A 15,808-nucleotide genomic window follows, 5' to 3' on the forward strand; every position below is an offset into this window, starting at 1 on the left:
AGCGCAACCTTCAACGTTGCGAAAGTGGCTTTCGCAACCTGCCACCTTTGCCCCTGCCCGCGTTTAGTCCTCTAAATGCGGGCGTCGAGGGTCGCGGCGGCCTCCAGGAGCATCCACGCGCTCACCTGAACGGACAGGTCACGTTCGGGAGCGTCGGCGGCGAGGGGCAGCGAAGGCGCCGGAGTCGCCCAGTCGGCGCTGAAGAGCGGCCCGTGCGGCGTCTCGGTGGCACCGGACCAGCAGGCGTCAGCCGACCGGATGACCAGCTCGCGCGCGATCCCGCTCGGCAGCAGCGGTGCCGCGAGCGCGAGATAGCGCGCCAGGATCCCGCCGAACAGACCGCCGTCACCGCCTTCCTGCCCCCGGATCACCCCGTTCGGGGCGACATGTTCCGAGACCGCGCGGATCGTCCGCTCCACTCTGCCCATTTCGGACAGTTCTAGGCAGGCGCCGAGGTAAACACCTTGGCAGTAGGTAAAAATATGCTTGACGAGTTCACCGCTGCCGACCCGCAGGCCGTCCCACACCAGTCCGGAATCCGGGTCGACGAGCCGCTCGGTCATCCAGTCGGTCAACCCGCGAGCGGGTTGTGCGGCGCCTTCGCGGGCGTGGAAGATCGCGGCCGGACCGTTCGCGGGCGCGTTCTTGAAGTCGTCGCCGACACGCCACCAGATCCCGCCGCCCGCGTCGTCGGTCCAGCCTTCGCGCAGCCGTGAACTGATCGCCTCCAGCCCGCCGCGAACGTCCAGCCCGAGATGCCCGACGCGTTGCAGCGCGAGGCCGAGCCAGGCGATGTCGTCGTAATAGTCGTTGATCCACTTGCCGAAGTTGCGCAGCCGCACGGACACCACGAACCGATCGATCAGCTTCAGCCGATCCGGTGAAGGGTTCCGCAGCTGGGCGTCGACGAGGGTGTCCAGCAGATGCGCCTGCCACCAGTAGTTCCAGTGCCAATGGACGCGCTGACCCGCCGACGGCGGCCAGCCGCTGCGGCCGAGCACGGTCCCGGGCAGCCCCCACACGCGGCGCAGATGCCGGTCGCGGATCGCGCGCTCGGCGATCGCGGCCCGGTCGGCGAGAGCAGTCATCGCGCCATCATCCCTTGCCCGCTGACATACCGCTCAGTATGTTGGGAGGACTCCCGAACCCGCGAGGTGCTTCATGACCACGGCGCATGTGACCTGCCCGCTCTGCGAAGCCACCTGCGGGCTGGAGGTGACGATCGACGACAAGAGCCTGGTCACCCGCGTACAGGGTGACCGCGAGGATGTCTTCTCGCAGGGCTACATCTGCCCGAAGGGCGCCTCGCTCGGCGCGCTGCACCACGACCCGGACAGGCTCACCGCGCCGCTGGTGAAACGCGACGGCGAGTTCGTCGAGGTCACCTGGGACGAGGCGTTCGCCGAGGTCGACCGGCGGCTCCGGCCGATCATCGACGAGCACGGGAAGAACGCCGTCGCCGTCTACTCCGGCAACCCGACGGTGCACAACGCGGCACTGGTGCTTTACGGCCGTGTGTTCTTCAAAGCCTTGGGCACCAGGAACTTCTACACCGCGACAACCGTCGACCAGATGCCGAAGCACTTCTCCTCCGGCTATCTCTTCGGCGACCCGCAGGCCATTCCCGTCGCCGACCTCGACCGCACCGAACACCTGCTCATCCTGGGCGCGAACCCGTTGGTGTCCAACGGAAGCCTGATGACCGCCCCGGATACCCGAGGGAAGCTGCGCGGGATCCGGAAGCGCGGCGGGAAGATCGTCGTCGTCGATCCGCGCCGCACCCGGACCGCGCAGTTCGCCGACGAGCACCACGCGATCCGGCCCGGTACCGACGCGTTGTTCCTGTTCGCGCTGGTCAACGTCCTGTTCGCGGAGAACCGGGTCACTCCGGGAGAGCATGTCGACGGTGTCGACGAGGTCCGCGTGCTCGCGGAGCCGTTCACCCCGGAGGCGGTCGCGCCCGCGACCGGGATCGACGCCGCCGAGATCCGCCGCATCGCGCTCGAACTCGCGGACGCCGATCGCGCCGCGGTGTACGGCCGGATGGGGACGACGACGCAGTCGTTCGGCACCGTCGCGAGCTGGCTGGTCGACGTCGTCAACACGCTGACCGGCAACCTCGATCGCGAAGGCGGCGTGATGTTCCCGCTGCCCGCGCTCTGGCGGCCGCGCCGGTCCTCGCCGTTCACCAGCGGCCGCTGGACGAGCCGGGTGCGCGGGTATCCCGAGGTGCTCGGCGAACTGCCGGTGGCCACGCTCGCCGACGAGATCGAGACACCCGGCGAAGGCCAGGTGCGGGCGCTGGTGACCATCAGCGGCAACCCGGCGCTGAGCACACCCAACTCCGCACGGCTCACGGAAGCGTTGCGGCAGCTGGACTTCATGGTCTCGCTGGACGTGTACCTCAACGAGACCACGCGGCACGCCGACGTCATCCTGCCCGGGCCGTCGCCGCTGGAGCGGCCGCATTACGACGTCGCGCTGTACGCGCTCGCCGTCCGCAACGTCGCGAACTGGACGCCGCAGCCGCTCGAAACCGAGATGCCGCAGGAGTGGGTGACGCTGCTGCGGCTGGCGGGGATCGCCGCCGGCCAGGGCCCGGACGTCGACGTCGCCGCGTTCGACACGATGGTCGCGGGCGAGACGGCGCGGCGCACCGGCGTCGACCTGGCACTCGCCGAAGGCCGCACGGGACCGGAGCGGATGATCGACCTGATGCTGCGCGGCGGACCGTACGACCTGAGCCTGGCCGACCTCGAAGCCGCCCCGCACGGTATCGACCTCGGGGCGCTGAAACCGCGGCTCGCGGAGGCGCTCGCCACCGCGAGCGGGAAGGTCGAGCTGGCGCCGGACGCGATCACGAAGGACGTCCTCCGCCTGCGCGCGGAGCTGGACAAGGCGCCGGACGGCGGTCTGCTGCTGATCGGACGGCGGCACCTGAGCTCGAACAACTCGTGGATGCACAACCTGGCGCCGCTGGTCCGCGGCGGGAACCGGTGCACCGTCCAGGTTCACCCGGACGACGCTTCCCGCCTCGGGCTGACCGACGGCGGGCTCGCGGCGGTGACGTCGCGGGCGGGGAAGCTCGAAGCGCCGGTGGAGGTCACGGCCGACGTCCGGCCCGGCGTGGTGAGCATGCCGCACGGCTGGGGCCACGACCTCGACGGCACGCGCGCGCGGGTCGCTGCCGCGCACCCCGGGGTCAACTCGAACCTGGTCGCCGACGAGACCCTGCTCGACGTCCCGTCTGGGAACGCCGTGCTGAACGGCATCCCCGTCGAGGTCGCTCCCGTCTAGCCGCAGGTCACCAGGCTTGGGACAGGTCGGCGTGCTGCCGGACCCAGGCGTGCATGACGATCCCGGCGGCGACACCGGCGTTGATCGAGCGGGTCGTGCCGAACTGCGCGATCGAGACGACCAGCGCCGCCGTCTTCTGCGCCTCGGCCGACAGGCCCGGCCCTTCCTGGCCGAACAGCAGGACACACTCGCGCGGCAGCTCGGCGGTCTCGACGGGCTGCGATCCGGGAGTGTTGTCGACGGCGACCACGGCGAGCCCTTCCGTGGCGGCGAAGGTCAGCAGCCCGTCGACGTCCTCATGGTGGAGCAGGTGCTGGTAACGGTCGGTCACCATCGCGCCGCGCCGGTTCCAGCGCCGCCGCCCGACGATGTGCACCGCGGCGGCCGCGAAGGCGTTCGCCGTCCGGACCACGGTGCCGATGTTGTGGTCGTGCTGGAAGTTCTCGATCGCCACGTGGAACGGGTGCCGTCGGCTGTCCACATCGGACACGATGGCCTCGCGCCGCCAGTAGCGGTACGGGTCGACGACGTTGCGGCGGTCGCCGTTGGCCAGGAGTTCGGGGTCGTAGCGTTCGTCCGAGGGCCACTCGCCCTCCCACGGACCGACGCCGACCTCTTCCTTCGCCACCCATTCGGTGGGACCGGCTTCATCCGAGTTCACCCGAGGATTGTCACTCAGCCCATGCTGACGCGGTGCGCCGGTGCGTCGCCGTCGTGGTGGCGGTGACGCCAGCGCTGGTACGCGCCGATGTAGGAGATGATCACCGTCGCCATCGCGATCACGACGACGACCGGCAGCGACGAGCGCGGGAACACGGTGTCGTAGAGGTAGTAGGCGTTGAAGCCGCCGGGCAGGTCGCCGAGCCCCTGCTGGTGCCGGAAGTAGTTCTCCGCCGCCGTCAGCGGGCAGGGCCACGGGAAGACGTTGACGAGGACCCCCCATGCGGCGAAGAACACATGCACGAAGATCACCTTCGGCCACCGCCACGCGAGGAAACCACCGAATCCGATGAACAACAGCGCGAAAATATGCACCGCGACTGTCACGTTCGCCAGGAAACCCGCCACCTCAAGCCCCCTTTCACACCCCTACCAGGGACGTTACCCCTCTCGGATTGAGAAACGCTCACGAAAAAAGGGCATCCTCCGTTCGCACACGGAGGATGCCCCCTTGGGGACGCTTTAGTCAGGACAGACCGAGATCGTCCTTGTTCAGAATGTAACGGTATTCGAGGCCTTCCTTCTCGATGGCCTCGCGCGCTCCGGTGTCCCTGTCGACGACGGTCGCGACGCCGACCACGTTCGCTCCGGCCTCGCGCAGCGCCTCGACGGCGGTGAGCACGCTGCCGCCGGTGGTCGAGGTGTCCTCGACGGCCAGCACGCGCTGCCCCAGCACCTCGACGCCTTCGATCCGGCGCTGCATGCCGTGTTCCTTGACGGCCTTCCGGACGACGAACGCGTCGAGCACGACACCGTCGGTCGCCGCGGAGTGCAGCATCGCCAGCGCCACCGGGTCCGCGCCGAGGGTCAGGCCGCCGGCGGCGACGTAGTCCCAGTCGTGCGTGAGCTGGCGGAGCAGCTTCCCGATGAGCGGGGCGGCCGCGTGATGCAGCGTCGCCCGCCGGAGGTCGATGTAGTAGTCGGCTTCCTTGCCCGAGGACAAGGTCACCTTGCCGTGCACGACGGCGAGTTCGCCGACCAGTCTCGCCAGTTCGAGTTTCGCCGCTTGATCAACACCGGGGTACGCCACGGCCGAGAGTCTTACACACGGCCCGGCCGGTCCTTCGACGGTAGCTCTAGTCATTGCCGGCCGTCGCCGCGTCGACGGGCTGGCCTCGGGTCGCCGCCCAGGCCGGGACCAGGGTCGCCGCCAGTGCGAGCGCCGCGGCGAGCCCGATGATGGTCAGGTAGATCAGCGGGGAGCCCATCGGCAGCAGGGAATCGGCCGCCACCAGGCAGAACGGGACGATCGAGCCCGCCGCGACGATGGTGCCGAGCACGATCCCGACCAGCGCGACGAGCCCGCCTTCGAAACCGGCCATCCGCAGCACCTGCGCCCTGGTCGAGCCGGTGAGCCGCTGGAGGCCGAACTCGCGGCGCCGCCGCACGGTCGCCATCACGAGCGTGTTCGCGACCGAAATCACCGTGTACGCGATGATCATCCCGACCAGCAGGTAGTTCACCCACGCGCCGACGGCCTGGTCCTTGTCATGCGCCGCGACGAGCGCCGCGCGGTCGCCGACGGACACCGGCAGCCCGGCGGTCGCCTCGCGAAGCCGGTCGGTGAGCGCCGCCGGATCGAGGTCCGGAGCGGCGCGGACCAGCATCTGCGGGGCGAGCCCGGCGGTGGTGTGCGGGGCCAGCAGACCGGCCGGGAGCAGCAGGCTCTCGAACCCGGGGCGCTGGCTGGTCACCGCGACAACCTTGACGTCGACCGGCGTGCCGTCCCCGAGCCTCAGGCCCACGGTGTCGCCGATACCGCGGCCGAAGTCCTTCGCGAAGACCTCGGGGAGCGCGACGGTCATGCCGGTCAGCGCTTCGAGGTCGCCCTGGACCACCTTGGTGTCGGTCGTCGCGCCCGCGCCGGAGGCCGTGAGGCCGACCGCCGGGCGTCCCTCGTCGGAGGAGTCGTACGGGTTTTCGAGGAACACGCTGCTGGTGACGTATTCGGACGCGCCGGCGACTCCGGGCACACCCTGGATCCGCTGGACGAGGTCCGGGGACAGCCCGCCCGCCGCGGAGGCGATCACGGCGTCGGCGCGGACGTCTTCGGTGAAGGCCTGGTTCGCCAGCTCCTGCTGGGTGGTCTGGAGGTAGATGTTCGCGGTCGCGATCCCGACGGCGAGCATGATCGGGGTGACCGCGCCCGCCGCCCGGACGATGCCCGCCCGGGTGTTGAGCACGGCGAGCCGGGCGTCGATGCCGCCGAGCAGGCGCATCGGCCACTGCAGGATCGCCGTCATCACCTTCGCGACGCCGGGGGTGATCATCGCGACGCCGAGCGCCCAGAGGATCACCGCGGGTCCGGCGGTGCTGGCCGCGATCGGGCCGGTCATCACCGCGACGGTCACGATGGCCAGCGCGGTGCCGCCGCCGAAGCAGAGCGCGGCGACGATGACGCGCGTCGGGGTCAGCCAGCGACGGGTGACCGCCGCTTCGGCAAGCGCCTCGGTCGGCCGGATCTTCCCGGCGCGGCGGCCCGCGAAGAAGGCGGCGATGAACACCGCGAGCATCGCGGCGCCCGCGCCGACGACGGCGGGCAACCAGCCCTGGTAGAACCGCAGTACCGCGGGCACCACACCGTTCTCGACGAGCTGCCCGAACAGCCACTCGCCCAGGAACGGGCCGAGTACCGCGGCGAGCGCGGTGGCGAGCAGGCCGACGGCCAGCGCTTCACCGAGCACCATGCGCCGGAGCTGGCGCGGGGTCGTGCCGATCGCCCGCATCAACGCGAGTTCGCGCGAACGCTGCTGGGTGGACAGGCTCAGTGTGCTGGCGACGACGAACATCGCGACCATCACCGAGAGCCCGCCGGACACCGCGGCGATGACGATCAGGTTGGAGCCGCTCGAATCGGCCTCGGGGAATTCCGCGACACCGCGGTCGATGCCGGTCAGGACGTTCGCCCCGGTCGCGACCTCGGCGACCTTCGCCCGCACCGCTTCGACGTCGGCACCCGGATCGGTGAAGACGCCGATGACGTCGGCCTTGCCGGGGTACCCGGAGAGCCGGGCGGCGTCGGCGGCGGAGAAGAACACGGCGGCCTGCGTGATCGAACGCGGCGCGCCTGCCACGCCGGAGACGCGGAACGTTTCGGTCATGCCGCGCGCGGCGACCTCGACAAGGTCACCGGCCTTCGCTCCCGACGTGGCTTCGACGACCACCTCGCCCACCGCCGGCGGGGAACCCGCGGCCAGCGCGTACGGGGTCAGGACGGCGGAGTCCCAAGCGTGGCCGAGGCCGGGCTCGCCGCCCGCCGCGAGCGGGAAGCTCACTTCACCGACGACGTTCGAGACGCCGGGAACGGAACGCAGCCGGGAGACCAGCCCGTTGTCGAGCCGGACGCGCTCGGGGAGCCGCGCGTCCTCGAACTTGCGCTTGTCGTCGGCTTCGAGGGAGGCCGGATCCTCCTTGGGCAGCGCGAAGGTCTGGCCGCCGGTGACGAGGATCGGCGCGGCGGCGAGGCGCTGGGGTTCCGCGTTGCTGCGGATCCCGGTCTCCATCAGGCCGCCGCAGGAGGCGACGATCAGCGCGCCGAAGAAGACGGCGATGAAGGTGCCGATGAAGCCACCCTTGCGCAGGCGCAAGGTTCGGAAGGCGAGTCGCAGCATCACGCACCCGCCCTGACCGAGCCGCCCCAGGCACCCAGGTGGGTCATGCGCTCGGCTACGACGTCCGCGGTCGGCGCGTGCAGCTCGTCCGCGATCCGGCCGTCGGCCAGGAAGATGACGCGGTCGGCGTACGAGGCGGCCATCGGGTCGTGGGTCACCATGATCACCGTCTGGCCGGTCGTCCGGACGGAATCGCGCAGCAGCGCGAGGACTTCGGCGGCGGTGCGGGTGTCGAGCGCGCCGGTCGGCTCGTCGGCGAAGACCACCGCGGGCCGGGTGACCAGCGCCCGCGCGATCGCGACGCGCTGCGCCTGCCCGCCGGACAGTTCGCCGGGAAGGTGCTTGCGGCGGCCGGAAAGCCCTACGCGGGCGAGCATCTCCTCGACGACACGACGGTCCGGCTTGGCGCCTGCGAGCTGCTGCGGGAGCGTGACGTTCTGCTCGACGGTCAGCGCCGGAAGCAGGTTGAAGGCCTGGAAGATGAAGCCGACCCGGTCGCGGCGCAGCTTCGTCAGCTTCGTCTCGCTCATCCCGGCCAGCTCCTGACCATCGAGCACGACGGACCCCGACGTCGGCCGGTCCAGCCCGGCCGCGCAATGCAGGAAGGTGCTTTTACCCGAGCCCGAAGGACCCATCACCGCGGTGAACCCACCGCGCGGGAACGCCAGCGTCACCCCGTCCAGAGCGACGACGCCCTTGCCGTATTCCTTGCGGACGCCGTCGAGCCGGACCGCGTCACCGTTCCACCCAGTGTTCATGGGGAAAACACTAGGAATCCCAGGTCGGAAGCACCCTGGGGCAAGCGTGCGTCTCCTGGGTAGGGCGGGCCCTACCGCACCGCACCGGTCCTGGCATCGACGTCGACGTCGTGCTCGACGCCCTTGCCGTCGCGGAGCCCGACCTCCCAGACGAGGGTGCCGTCGGCGGCGTAGTCGACCTCCATCTCGTCGAGCGCACCCGGCTGGCGTTGCTGCGCGGACTGGAGTGCCTTCACCGCGTCGACACCCGCCTGCTCGACCTTCGCCAGGTCGTCGCTCGGCTTGGCGGTCTGCTGCTTGCCGAGGACCTGGCCGCCGTCCGGGCTCACGCGCACCTTGTGTTCCTGCCCGTGTGACGCGACCTTGATCTCCCACCCGTCGTTGGCGGGCTCCACGTCGAACACCCGCCCGTCGGGCAAAGCGCCTGCCGCCGTCTGGATCGCCTTCACCGGCTGGGCTTCGATCGGTCCCGGTGCCGCCGGGGCGGGCGCCTGTTCGGTGGAACAGGCGGCCAGCGTCAACGCCACCGCGATGACAAGAAGTGTTGACTTCATGATCCGCGCGTACCCGCCCGGCAGGGGCTCGAACCGTCGTCCGGCCGATGGCACTGTGGGGTGATGGTCTCGAACGGACAGGGCTGGCTCCAGATCGGTGAGCTGACGACGGCGTTCGCGCTGTCGGCGGCGATCGGGCTGGAACGGCAGCTCAGGGGCAAGAGCGCCGGACTGCGGACCCAGACCATCGTGGGCACGGCGTCCGCACTGATCCTTTTGGTCAGTAAGTACGGTTTCGGCGATATCCTCGCGACCGGGCAGGTCGTGCTCGACCCGTCCCGGATCGCGGCACAGATCGTCTCCGGTGTCGGCTTCCTCGGCGCCGGGCTGATCATCACCAGGCAGGGCGCGATCCGCGGGCTCACCACGGCCGCCGCCGTCTGGGAGACCGCGGCCATCGGCATGGCGGCGGGTGCCGGCCTGCTGGTGCTGGCGGTCGTGGTGACGGCCCTGCATTTCGTGGTGGTCCTCGGTTTCACCTGGCTGAGCGCGCATCTGCCCGGCGGCACCGGCACGACCAGGCTTCGCGTGAGTTACGTGGACGGACAAGGCGTCCTGCGCGACCTGCTGACGCTGTGCACGAGCCACCGATGGTCGATCACGTCCCTGCGGATCGCCGACGACCGCGACGGCGAGGTGACGGTGACGCTCGACCTCACCGGTCCCGATGCCACCGCCGCCCCCACCGTGCTCGCCGGGGCCGACGGCGTGCGGTCGATCGAAACCGCCGACTACGACTAGGCCGTGGCCGGTAAGTATCGCCTGGCGTGCTGACCTGCGAAAAGACAGCGGGGGACCTTTGGTGTCGCTGGAGGACCGTCTGGATTTTGGTGCGTTGGATGACCAGAAATCCACACGGTCACCGCGCGGGCGAACATGACTTGCAGGACACGCCCTAGGCGCTGTCGTGTCCGAGCCTCTGCGATAAAGGACTTCTTCGCTGGCGGATGTCCACAAAGGACAGACAGCACCCGGCTTGATGCCCACTTGATGCCTATATATGCGGTTTCACGTGGAGGTCGGGAGTGATAGGGCAAAGGTGGCAGGTTGCGAAAGCCACTTTCGCAACCTTCAACGTTGCGAAAGTGGCTTTCGCAACGTCCGCTTTCTAAGTGCGGCCCTTGCCGCCGAACCCGCCGCCGAGCTTCCGCAGCACCGCCCTCGGCAGCAGCCCGCCGACCGCGACGAGCACCTTGTACTGCAGGCTCGGCACCGAGATCACCTTGCCGCGGCGCAGATCCGCGAGCGCCTCGTCCACGACCTGCTCGACGCCGAGCCAGAAGGCCTTCGGGCCGGGCTTGTCCAGTCCGGCCCGCTCGTGGAACTCCGTGGTGGTGAACCCGGGGCAGAGCGCCATCATGCGGATGTTCTCCGGCAGCGAGGCGGCGATGCCTTCGGTGAACGAGGTGACCCAGTTCTTGCTGGCCGTGTACGTCGAACCGCGGCCGCTGAAGAAGCCCGCGACGGAGCTGACGTTGATGATCGCGCCCTCGCCGCGGTCGATCATCCCCGGCAGCGCCGCGCGGGTCAGCCGCAGGACGGCGGTGACGTTGACGTCCAGCTGACGCTGCAGCGCGTCCGGCGGGATGGTCCAGAAATCGCCGTTGAGCCCGAAGCCCGCGTTGTTCACCAGGAGCTCCACCGGCGCTTCGGCCAGGCGTTCCTCGACCAGTGCCCGTCCGTCCACTTCGGACAGATCGGCGGACAGGACCACGACGTCGACGCCGTGCGCCTCGACCAGCTCCGCGGCGAAGTTCTCCAACCGGTCGACATCGCGGGCGACGAGCACGAGGTCGTACCCCTCGGCGGCGAGCCTGCGCGCGAACTGCGCGCCGATGCCGGCGGTGGCGCCGGTGATCAGGGCGGTCTGTGTCATATCGGGAACCTACTCCTCGGTCGGGTTCCGGGGACACGCTCGGCTGGGGCAGGCGTGGGGGTCACCCACGGTGGGGATTTGACGTGCAACGGCCGGAGTCGGGAAGTATCGTCCGCCCCCATGGGGAAGCACAGCAGGCGCAAGCCGAGCTACCTGCCCAAAGTCGCGGTCGGCGCGGCGCCGCTGGCGCTGTTGCTCGCCGGTCCGGCCACCGCGCTCGCCACCCAGACCGGCCCGTCGATCCCGCTCCCACTCGATCACCAGCGCGAAGGCAGCCTCGATCGCGGAGCCGCCTTCACCAGCGAAGACGACACGACCGTCTTTCGCGGCTTCTTGACCAACACCGAACGGAACGTCTTCAGCAAGGACGTCGGCGACGCGAAGGCCATCGTGGACGTCCGTCGCTCGGTGAGCGAGACCGTCGAGACCCGCGACGGGGTCACGGCCCGTCCGGACAAGGTCGGCGCGCTCGCCGCGGCGAAGACGTCCGAGGCCGTCAAGCAGGGCCAGCGGGAAGCGGTGAAGGTCGATGGCCACGGCAGCGTCGTCGCCGGGAACGAGACCGAACTCGAACGGACCGGCGAACGGCTGACCGAGGTCGCGCTCGACCCGCGCACCGGCGCCCCCACCTTCGTCTCCGAGGACAGCCGCGGGCTCCGCGCCGCCGAGGGGACCTATCACGCCGTCCGCCCGCTGCCCGGGGTCGGCGTCATCAACGAGACGGACCAGCAGGCCGGCGGAACCCTTGACAGGACCCTCCGGCTCGACGGCGGTTTCTCCGGCGACCTCGGCGGCGTGCTGGAGGGCGGGCGGTCGTCCGGGCACGCGGTCGACGTCGGTGACCTCGCCGCCATCGGGGCGACCTCGGGGCAGCACGGCAACGGCCGGTTCAGCGGCGTCCTGCCACTCGACGCCGGCTCGGGCGCGGGTTACGGCCAGGAGCACGTGCTCGGCGGCACCATCGGCCCGTCGACCGGGCTGGTCACCACCGGCCAGGAGGTGAATCTGGCGCAGCCCGGCGCCGGGTTCACCGGATCCGGTTCGCACACGATCAGTGGCGACCTCGGCATCGGGGAGGTCGCGTCCGTCCGCGGCACCTCGACGTCGTCCGTGCGCGGGGTCCTGCCGTCCACCGATCCCGCACAGGCAGGGCGTGTGACGCAGTCCGGGACGCTCGATCTGACCCTGCTCGGTCAGCCGTCGCACACCGGCTTCATCGCCGGGGCGCTCCCACTTGAGCTCGAACCGGCCTAACCCTGCGGCTCGATGTCATCGGCGGCCTCGGCCTGCCAGTGACGGCCAGGGGTCGAGGCGTTGTCGTACTCCTCGTCGAACGGGTCCACGATGTCGGCGATCTCGCCGAGGTCGCGCAGCAGCCGCTCGAGGCGCGACGGCCCGGCGTTCGGGGCGACGCTCGCCAGCACCCACTCGTTTTCCAGCCACGCCACGCCGACGTCGCCGCCGAGCGAGTCCGCCGCGTCGACGAGGTCTTGTGTGATCACCTTGCGGGCGCCCTCCGAGTCGTCCGCGAAGGCGTAGCGCTGGCCGATCGGGCCGAGCATCTCGGGCATGTCCTGGCGCTGGAACGGCACGCTGGACAGCCACATCTCCAGCGGCACCTCGTGCACGCGGTTGCACCGTACGGCGACCACGACCGCCGGGATCTGACCCTCGGTCTCGATGTCGAAGATGAAGACGGGACGCCGCCCGTCGGAGGTGAAGGTGGACCCGGCGACGACGTTGACCGCCAGCTGGGCACCGAAGTACCCGATCGCGCCGTTGGACCACTGCCTCGGCAACCGTTCGTCCTCTTCGACGAACTGCCAGCCGCGCAGCTCGGCCCAGCGCATGCGCTCGCGATTGCGCGAGCCCTCCTTCGCCCGGTCGGCCGCGAGCAGCGCCAGCCCCGCCACCAAGGCGACGGCGGCGATGACGAACCAGATCCACGCCGGAATACCCACGCCGGTCAGGGTATCCCCCTGCCCTCACCGGATGTGACCGCCGGGCGCCGTGTCGCGCCACCCCTTTCGGTGCCGCGCCCTGGAAAGACCACGAAAGACGCGGCGAAAGGTCGACAAATCGCCGTGTCGCCAACGCTGGCAACGGTCCGTTCCTCCCCGCACGCGTGACTGGACGGACGACACGCGTGCGGGGATGGACGACACGCGTGATCGGGCGGACGACTCGCGGCTGGAAACCTGACCGCGGTGTGTCGTCCATCCGTTCTTGCTCACCCGAGTACATGAAGGCCCCCTTCTTTGCGCCTGGCGCAAGGAAGGGGGCCTTCATGTACTGCGGGGTCCTGCTGGGCGACGCGCCCCGGGCCTGGTGATTCCGGGCCCGCCCACGAGGCGTCAGTCCACCCGGGTGACCGTCAGCGCCTCCGACGCCTCCTGGGCCGGGATGTCCACCCGCACCGTGTCGCCGTCCCGGATCTCACCGGCCAGCAGCTGTTTCGCCAGCTTGTCGCCGATCGCCGACTGCACCAGCCGCCGCAGCGGCCGCGCGCCGTAGATCGGGTCGAAGCCGTTCAGCGCGAGCCACTCGCGGGCCCCGTCGGTGACCTCCAGCGTCAAGCGGCGGCGCGACAGCCGCGTGGCGAGCCGCTCGATCTGGATGTCCACAATGGACGTCAGCTCGTCGGTGCCCAGCGCGTGGAAGACCACGATGTCGTCCAGCCGGTTCAGGAACTCCGGTTTGAACTGCCGCTGCACCACCGACATCACCGCGTCGGTGCGCTGACGCTCGTCGAGCGACGGGTCGGCGATGGCCTGCGAGCCGAGGTTCGACGTCAGCACCAGGATCGTGTTGCGGAAGTCCACCGTGCGGCCCTGGCCGTCGGTGAGGCGTCCGTCGTCGAGCACCTGCAGGAGCACGTCGAACACGTCCGGGTGCGCCTTCTCGACCTCGTCGAGCAGCACGACCGAATACGGCCGCCTGCGCACCGACTCGGTCAGCTGGCCGCCCTGGTCGTAGCCGACGTAGCCCGGAGGCGCCCCGACCAGGCGCGCCACCGAATGCTTCTCGGCGTACTCGCTCATGTCGATCCGCAGCATCGCGCGCTCGTCGTCGAACAGGAATTCGGCGAGGGCCTTCGCCAGCTCGGTCTTGCCGACACCGGTCGGGCCGAGGAACAGGAACGAACCGGTCGGCCGGTCGGGGTCGGCGACGCCCGCCCTGGTGCGGCGCACCGCGTCCGAGACGACCTGCACGGCCTCCTTCTGCCCGACGACCCGCTTGCCGAGCTCCTCCTCCATCCGGAGCAGCTTGCCCGTCTCGCCCTCCAGCAGCCGCCCGGCCGGGATACCGGTCCACGCGCTGACCACGTCGGCGACGTCGTCCGCGCTGACCTCTTCCTTGAGCATGACGTTCTGCTGGCTGACCTCACTGGCCGCGGTCGCGGCCTCGAATTCCTTCTCCAGCGCGGGAATCCGGCCGTAGCGGAGCTCGGCGGCCTTGCCGAGGTCGCCGTCGCGTTCGGCGCGTTCGGACTCGCCGCGCAGCTGCTCCAGCTGCTCCTTGAGTTCGCGGACGCGTTCGATCGAGCCCTTCTCGTTCTGCCAGCGCGCGGTCAGCGCGGTCAGCGTCTCCCGCTTCTCGGCCAGTTCCGAGCGCAGCGCGGCGAGCCGTTCCTTGGAGGGGGCGTCGTCCTCTTTGGACAGCGCCATCTCCTCGATCTCCATCCGCCGCACGGCGCGTTCGACCTCGTCGATCTCGACGGGCCGCGAGTCGATCTCCATGCGGAGCTTCGACGCGGCCTCGTCGACCAGGTCGATCGCCTTGTCCGGCAGGAACCGGGCGGTGATGTAGCGGTCGGACAGGGTCGCGGCGGCGACCAGCGCGGCGTCGGTGATGCGCACACCGTGGTGCACCTCGTACCGCTCCTTGAGCCCGCGCAGAATGCCGATGGTGTCCTCAGTGGACGGTTCGCCGACCAGCACCTGCTGGAAGCGCCGCTCCAGCGCGGCGTCCTTCTCGATGTGCTGGCGGTACTCGTCGAGCGTGGTCGCGCCGACCATCCGCAGCTCACCGCGGGCGAGCATCGGCTTGATCATGTTGCCCGCGTCCATCGCGCCCTCGCCGGTCGCGCCGGCGCCGACGATGGTGTGCAGCTCGTCGATGAAGGTGACGACCTCGCCCGCGGAGTCGGTGATCTCCTTGAGCACGGCCTTCAGCCGCTCTTCGAACTCACCGCGGAACTTGGCGCCCGCGACCATCGAGCCGAGGTCCAGCGCCACCACGCGCTTGCCGCGCAGCGACTCCGGCACGTCACCGGCGACGATGCGCTGGGCGAGCCCTTCGACGATGGCCGTCTTGCCGACGCCGGGTTCACCGATCAGCACCGGGTTGTTCTTGGTGCGGCGCGAGAGCACCTGCACCACGCGGCGGATCTCGGTGTCGCGGCCGATCACCGGGTCCAGCTCGCCGGCGCGGGCGCGTTCGGTCAGGTCGACGCCGTACTTCTCCAGCGCCTTGAACGTGCTTTCCGGGTCCGCGCTGGTGATCCGCGCGGAGCCGCGCACCTTGGCGAACGCCTCGCGCAGCGCGTCCGGGGTGGCGCCGTGCCGCTTGAGCAGCTCGGCCACCGGCCCGCCTTCGGTGGCGAGGCCGACGAGGAGGTGCTCGGTCGAGACGTACTCGTCGCCGAGTTCGGTCGCGAGCTTCTGCGCGTGCGTCAGCGCCTTGACCGCGTGCGCGTCGAACTGCGGGCTCGACACGGTGGCACCGGTCGCCGACGGCAGCGCCGCGATCAGCGGCTCCAGCTCCTTGTGCACCTGCGCCGGATCGGCCCCGACCGCGGTCAGCAGCGGTGCGGTGAGCCCCTCACCCTGCGCCAGCAGGGCGCCGAGCAGGTGCGCGGCCGCCACGTGCGGGTTCCCCGCCATCGTGGCCGCCTGCGCCGCCGACGAGATCGCCTGCTGGGTCTTCGTGGTCGGGTTGAAAGCGTCCATCCCTCACCTCGTACTAGGTCCTGCGAAGTTCTTGTCGACA

The 15,808-nt window shown here is 70.2% G+C and carries 13 protein-coding genes; 3 read left to right on the forward strand and 10 right to left on the reverse strand.

Translation table 11 applies throughout. The features are described 5' to 3' along the window. Window positions 1-71: 71 nt before the first annotated feature. Window positions 72-1,088 (reverse strand): glycoside hydrolase family 76 protein, encoded by a 1,017-nt coding sequence (locus tag ACFVM3_RS02925; protein ID WP_378434989.1) that lies wholly within the window; start codon window positions 1,086-1,088, stop codon window positions 72-74. Between the two features lie 73 nt (window positions 1,089-1,161). Between ACFVM3_RS02925 and ACFVM3_RS02930 the strand changes: the two genes are divergently transcribed. Next, entirely contained in the window at window positions 1,162-3,297 is a 2,136-nt protein-coding gene (locus ACFVM3_RS02930; protein WP_378434991.1) for a molybdopterin-dependent oxidoreductase, read from the forward strand. A gap of 7 nt (window positions 3,298-3,304) precedes the next feature. Here the strand turns inward: ACFVM3_RS02930 and ACFVM3_RS02935 are convergent, their stop codons facing one another. The 6 genes from ACFVM3_RS02935 to ACFVM3_RS02960 form a co-directional block, all read right to left on the reverse strand. Continuing rightward, the gene (locus ACFVM3_RS02935) at window positions 3,305-3,958 is read right to left on the reverse strand and encodes a TrmH family RNA methyltransferase (protein WP_378434993.1); all 654 of its coding nucleotides are present in this window, start codon (window positions 3,956-3,958) and stop codon (window positions 3,305-3,307) included. 14 nt (window positions 3,959-3,972) lie between these two features. Beyond that, entirely contained in the window at window positions 3,973-4,365 is a 393-nt protein-coding gene (locus tag ACFVM3_RS02940; protein ID WP_016338129.1) for a DUF2784 domain-containing protein, read from the reverse strand. 118 nt (window positions 4,366-4,483) lie between these two features. Then, entirely contained in the window at window positions 4,484-5,047 is a 564-nt protein-coding gene (pyrE, locus tag ACFVM3_RS02945) for an orotate phosphoribosyltransferase (protein ID WP_016338130.1), read from the reverse strand. Between the two features lie 46 nt (window positions 5,048-5,093). After that, window positions 5,094-7,628 (reverse strand): FtsX-like permease family protein, encoded by a 2,535-nt coding sequence (locus ACFVM3_RS02950; protein ID WP_378434995.1) that lies wholly within the window; start codon window positions 7,626-7,628, stop codon window positions 5,094-5,096. Next, window positions 7,628-8,386 carry an ABC transporter ATP-binding protein gene (locus ACFVM3_RS02955; RefSeq protein WP_378434997.1) on the reverse strand — a complete coding sequence of 253 codons (759 nt, stop codon included), beginning with the start codon at window positions 8,384-8,386 and terminating at the stop codon, window positions 7,628-7,630. The genes ACFVM3_RS02950 and ACFVM3_RS02955 overlap by 1 nt, the downstream gene beginning before the upstream one ends. A gap of 71 nt (window positions 8,387-8,457) precedes the next feature. Beyond that, window positions 8,458-8,940, reverse strand: coding sequence for a PepSY domain-containing protein (locus ACFVM3_RS02960; RefSeq protein WP_378434999.1), 483 nt, complete (start codon window positions 8,938-8,940; stop codon window positions 8,458-8,460). Window positions 8,941-9,000: 60 nt separating this feature from the next. Between ACFVM3_RS02960 and ACFVM3_RS02965 the strand changes: the two genes are divergently transcribed. Next, window positions 9,001-9,681, forward strand: coding sequence for an MgtC/SapB family protein (locus tag ACFVM3_RS02965; RefSeq protein WP_378435001.1), 681 nt, complete (start codon window positions 9,001-9,003; stop codon window positions 9,679-9,681). 367 nt (window positions 9,682-10,048) lie between these two features. Here ACFVM3_RS02965 and ACFVM3_RS02970 read toward each other — a convergent pair whose 3' ends face one another. After that, on the reverse strand, window positions 10,049-10,816 hold the full coding sequence (locus tag ACFVM3_RS02970; protein ID WP_378435003.1) for an SDR family NAD(P)-dependent oxidoreductase: 768 nt from the start codon (window positions 10,814-10,816) through the stop codon (window positions 10,049-10,051). 120 nt (window positions 10,817-10,936) lie between these two features. Here ACFVM3_RS02970 and ACFVM3_RS02975 point away from each other — a divergent pair, with 120 nt between their 5' ends. Continuing rightward, a complete protein-coding gene (locus ACFVM3_RS02975; protein ID WP_378435005.1) occupies window positions 10,937-12,070 on the forward strand; it encodes a hypothetical protein in 1,134 nt (377 codons plus the stop codon). On the opposite strand, the gene ACFVM3_RS02980 is transcribed toward ACFVM3_RS02975, so the two are convergent. Both ACFVM3_RS02980 and clpB read right to left on the reverse strand, forming a co-directional pair. Next, window positions 12,067-12,777 carry a hypothetical protein gene (locus ACFVM3_RS02980; protein WP_125797721.1) on the reverse strand — a complete coding sequence of 237 codons (711 nt, stop codon included), beginning with the start codon at window positions 12,775-12,777 and terminating at the stop codon, window positions 12,067-12,069. The two genes, ACFVM3_RS02975 and ACFVM3_RS02980, sit on opposite strands and share 4 nt — an antisense overlap. A 393-nt stretch (window positions 12,778-13,170) precedes the next feature. Next, window positions 13,171-15,768, reverse strand: a complete 2,598-nt coding sequence (gene clpB / locus ACFVM3_RS02985; protein ID WP_378435007.1) for an ATP-dependent chaperone ClpB — start codon at window positions 15,766-15,768, stop codon at window positions 13,171-13,173. Window positions 15,769-15,808 lie beyond the last annotated feature (40 nt).

The organism is Amycolatopsis sp. NPDC057786, from assembly GCF_042797905.1.
Taxonomy (GTDB): Bacteria; Actinomycetota; Actinomycetes; order Mycobacteriales; family Pseudonocardiaceae; genus Amycolatopsis.

Excerpts from the sequence above, each read along its gene's own strand:
- ACFVM3_RS02925 (WP_378434989.1), bottom strand. The coding sequence starts at position 1,088 with ATGACTGCTCTCGCCGACCGGGCCGCGATCGCCGAGCGCGCGATCCGC.
- ACFVM3_RS02930 (WP_378434991.1), top strand. The coding sequence starts at position 1,162 with ATGACCACGGCGCATGTGACCTGCCCGCTCTGCGAAGCCACCTGCGGG.
- ACFVM3_RS02950 (WP_378434995.1), bottom strand. The coding sequence starts at position 7,628 with ATGCTGCGACTCGCCTTCCGAACCTTGCGCCTGCGCAAGGGTGGCTTC.
- ACFVM3_RS02955 (WP_378434997.1), bottom strand. The coding sequence starts at position 8,386 with ATGAACACTGGGTGGAACGGTGACGCGGTCCGGCTCGACGGCGTCCGC.
- ACFVM3_RS02960 (WP_378434999.1), bottom strand. The coding sequence starts at position 8,940 with ATGAAGTCAACACTTCTTGTCATCGCGGTGGCGTTGACGCTGGCCGCC.
- ACFVM3_RS02970 (WP_378435003.1), bottom strand. The coding sequence starts at position 10,816 with ATGACACAGACCGCCCTGATCACCGGCGCCACCGCCGGCATCGGCGCG.
- ACFVM3_RS02975 (WP_378435005.1), top strand. The coding sequence starts at position 10,937 with ATGGGGAAGCACAGCAGGCGCAAGCCGAGCTACCTGCCCAAAGTCGCG.
- clpB (WP_378435007.1), bottom strand. The coding sequence starts at position 15,768 with ATGGACGCTTTCAACCCGACCACGAAGACCCAGCAGGCGATCTCGTCG.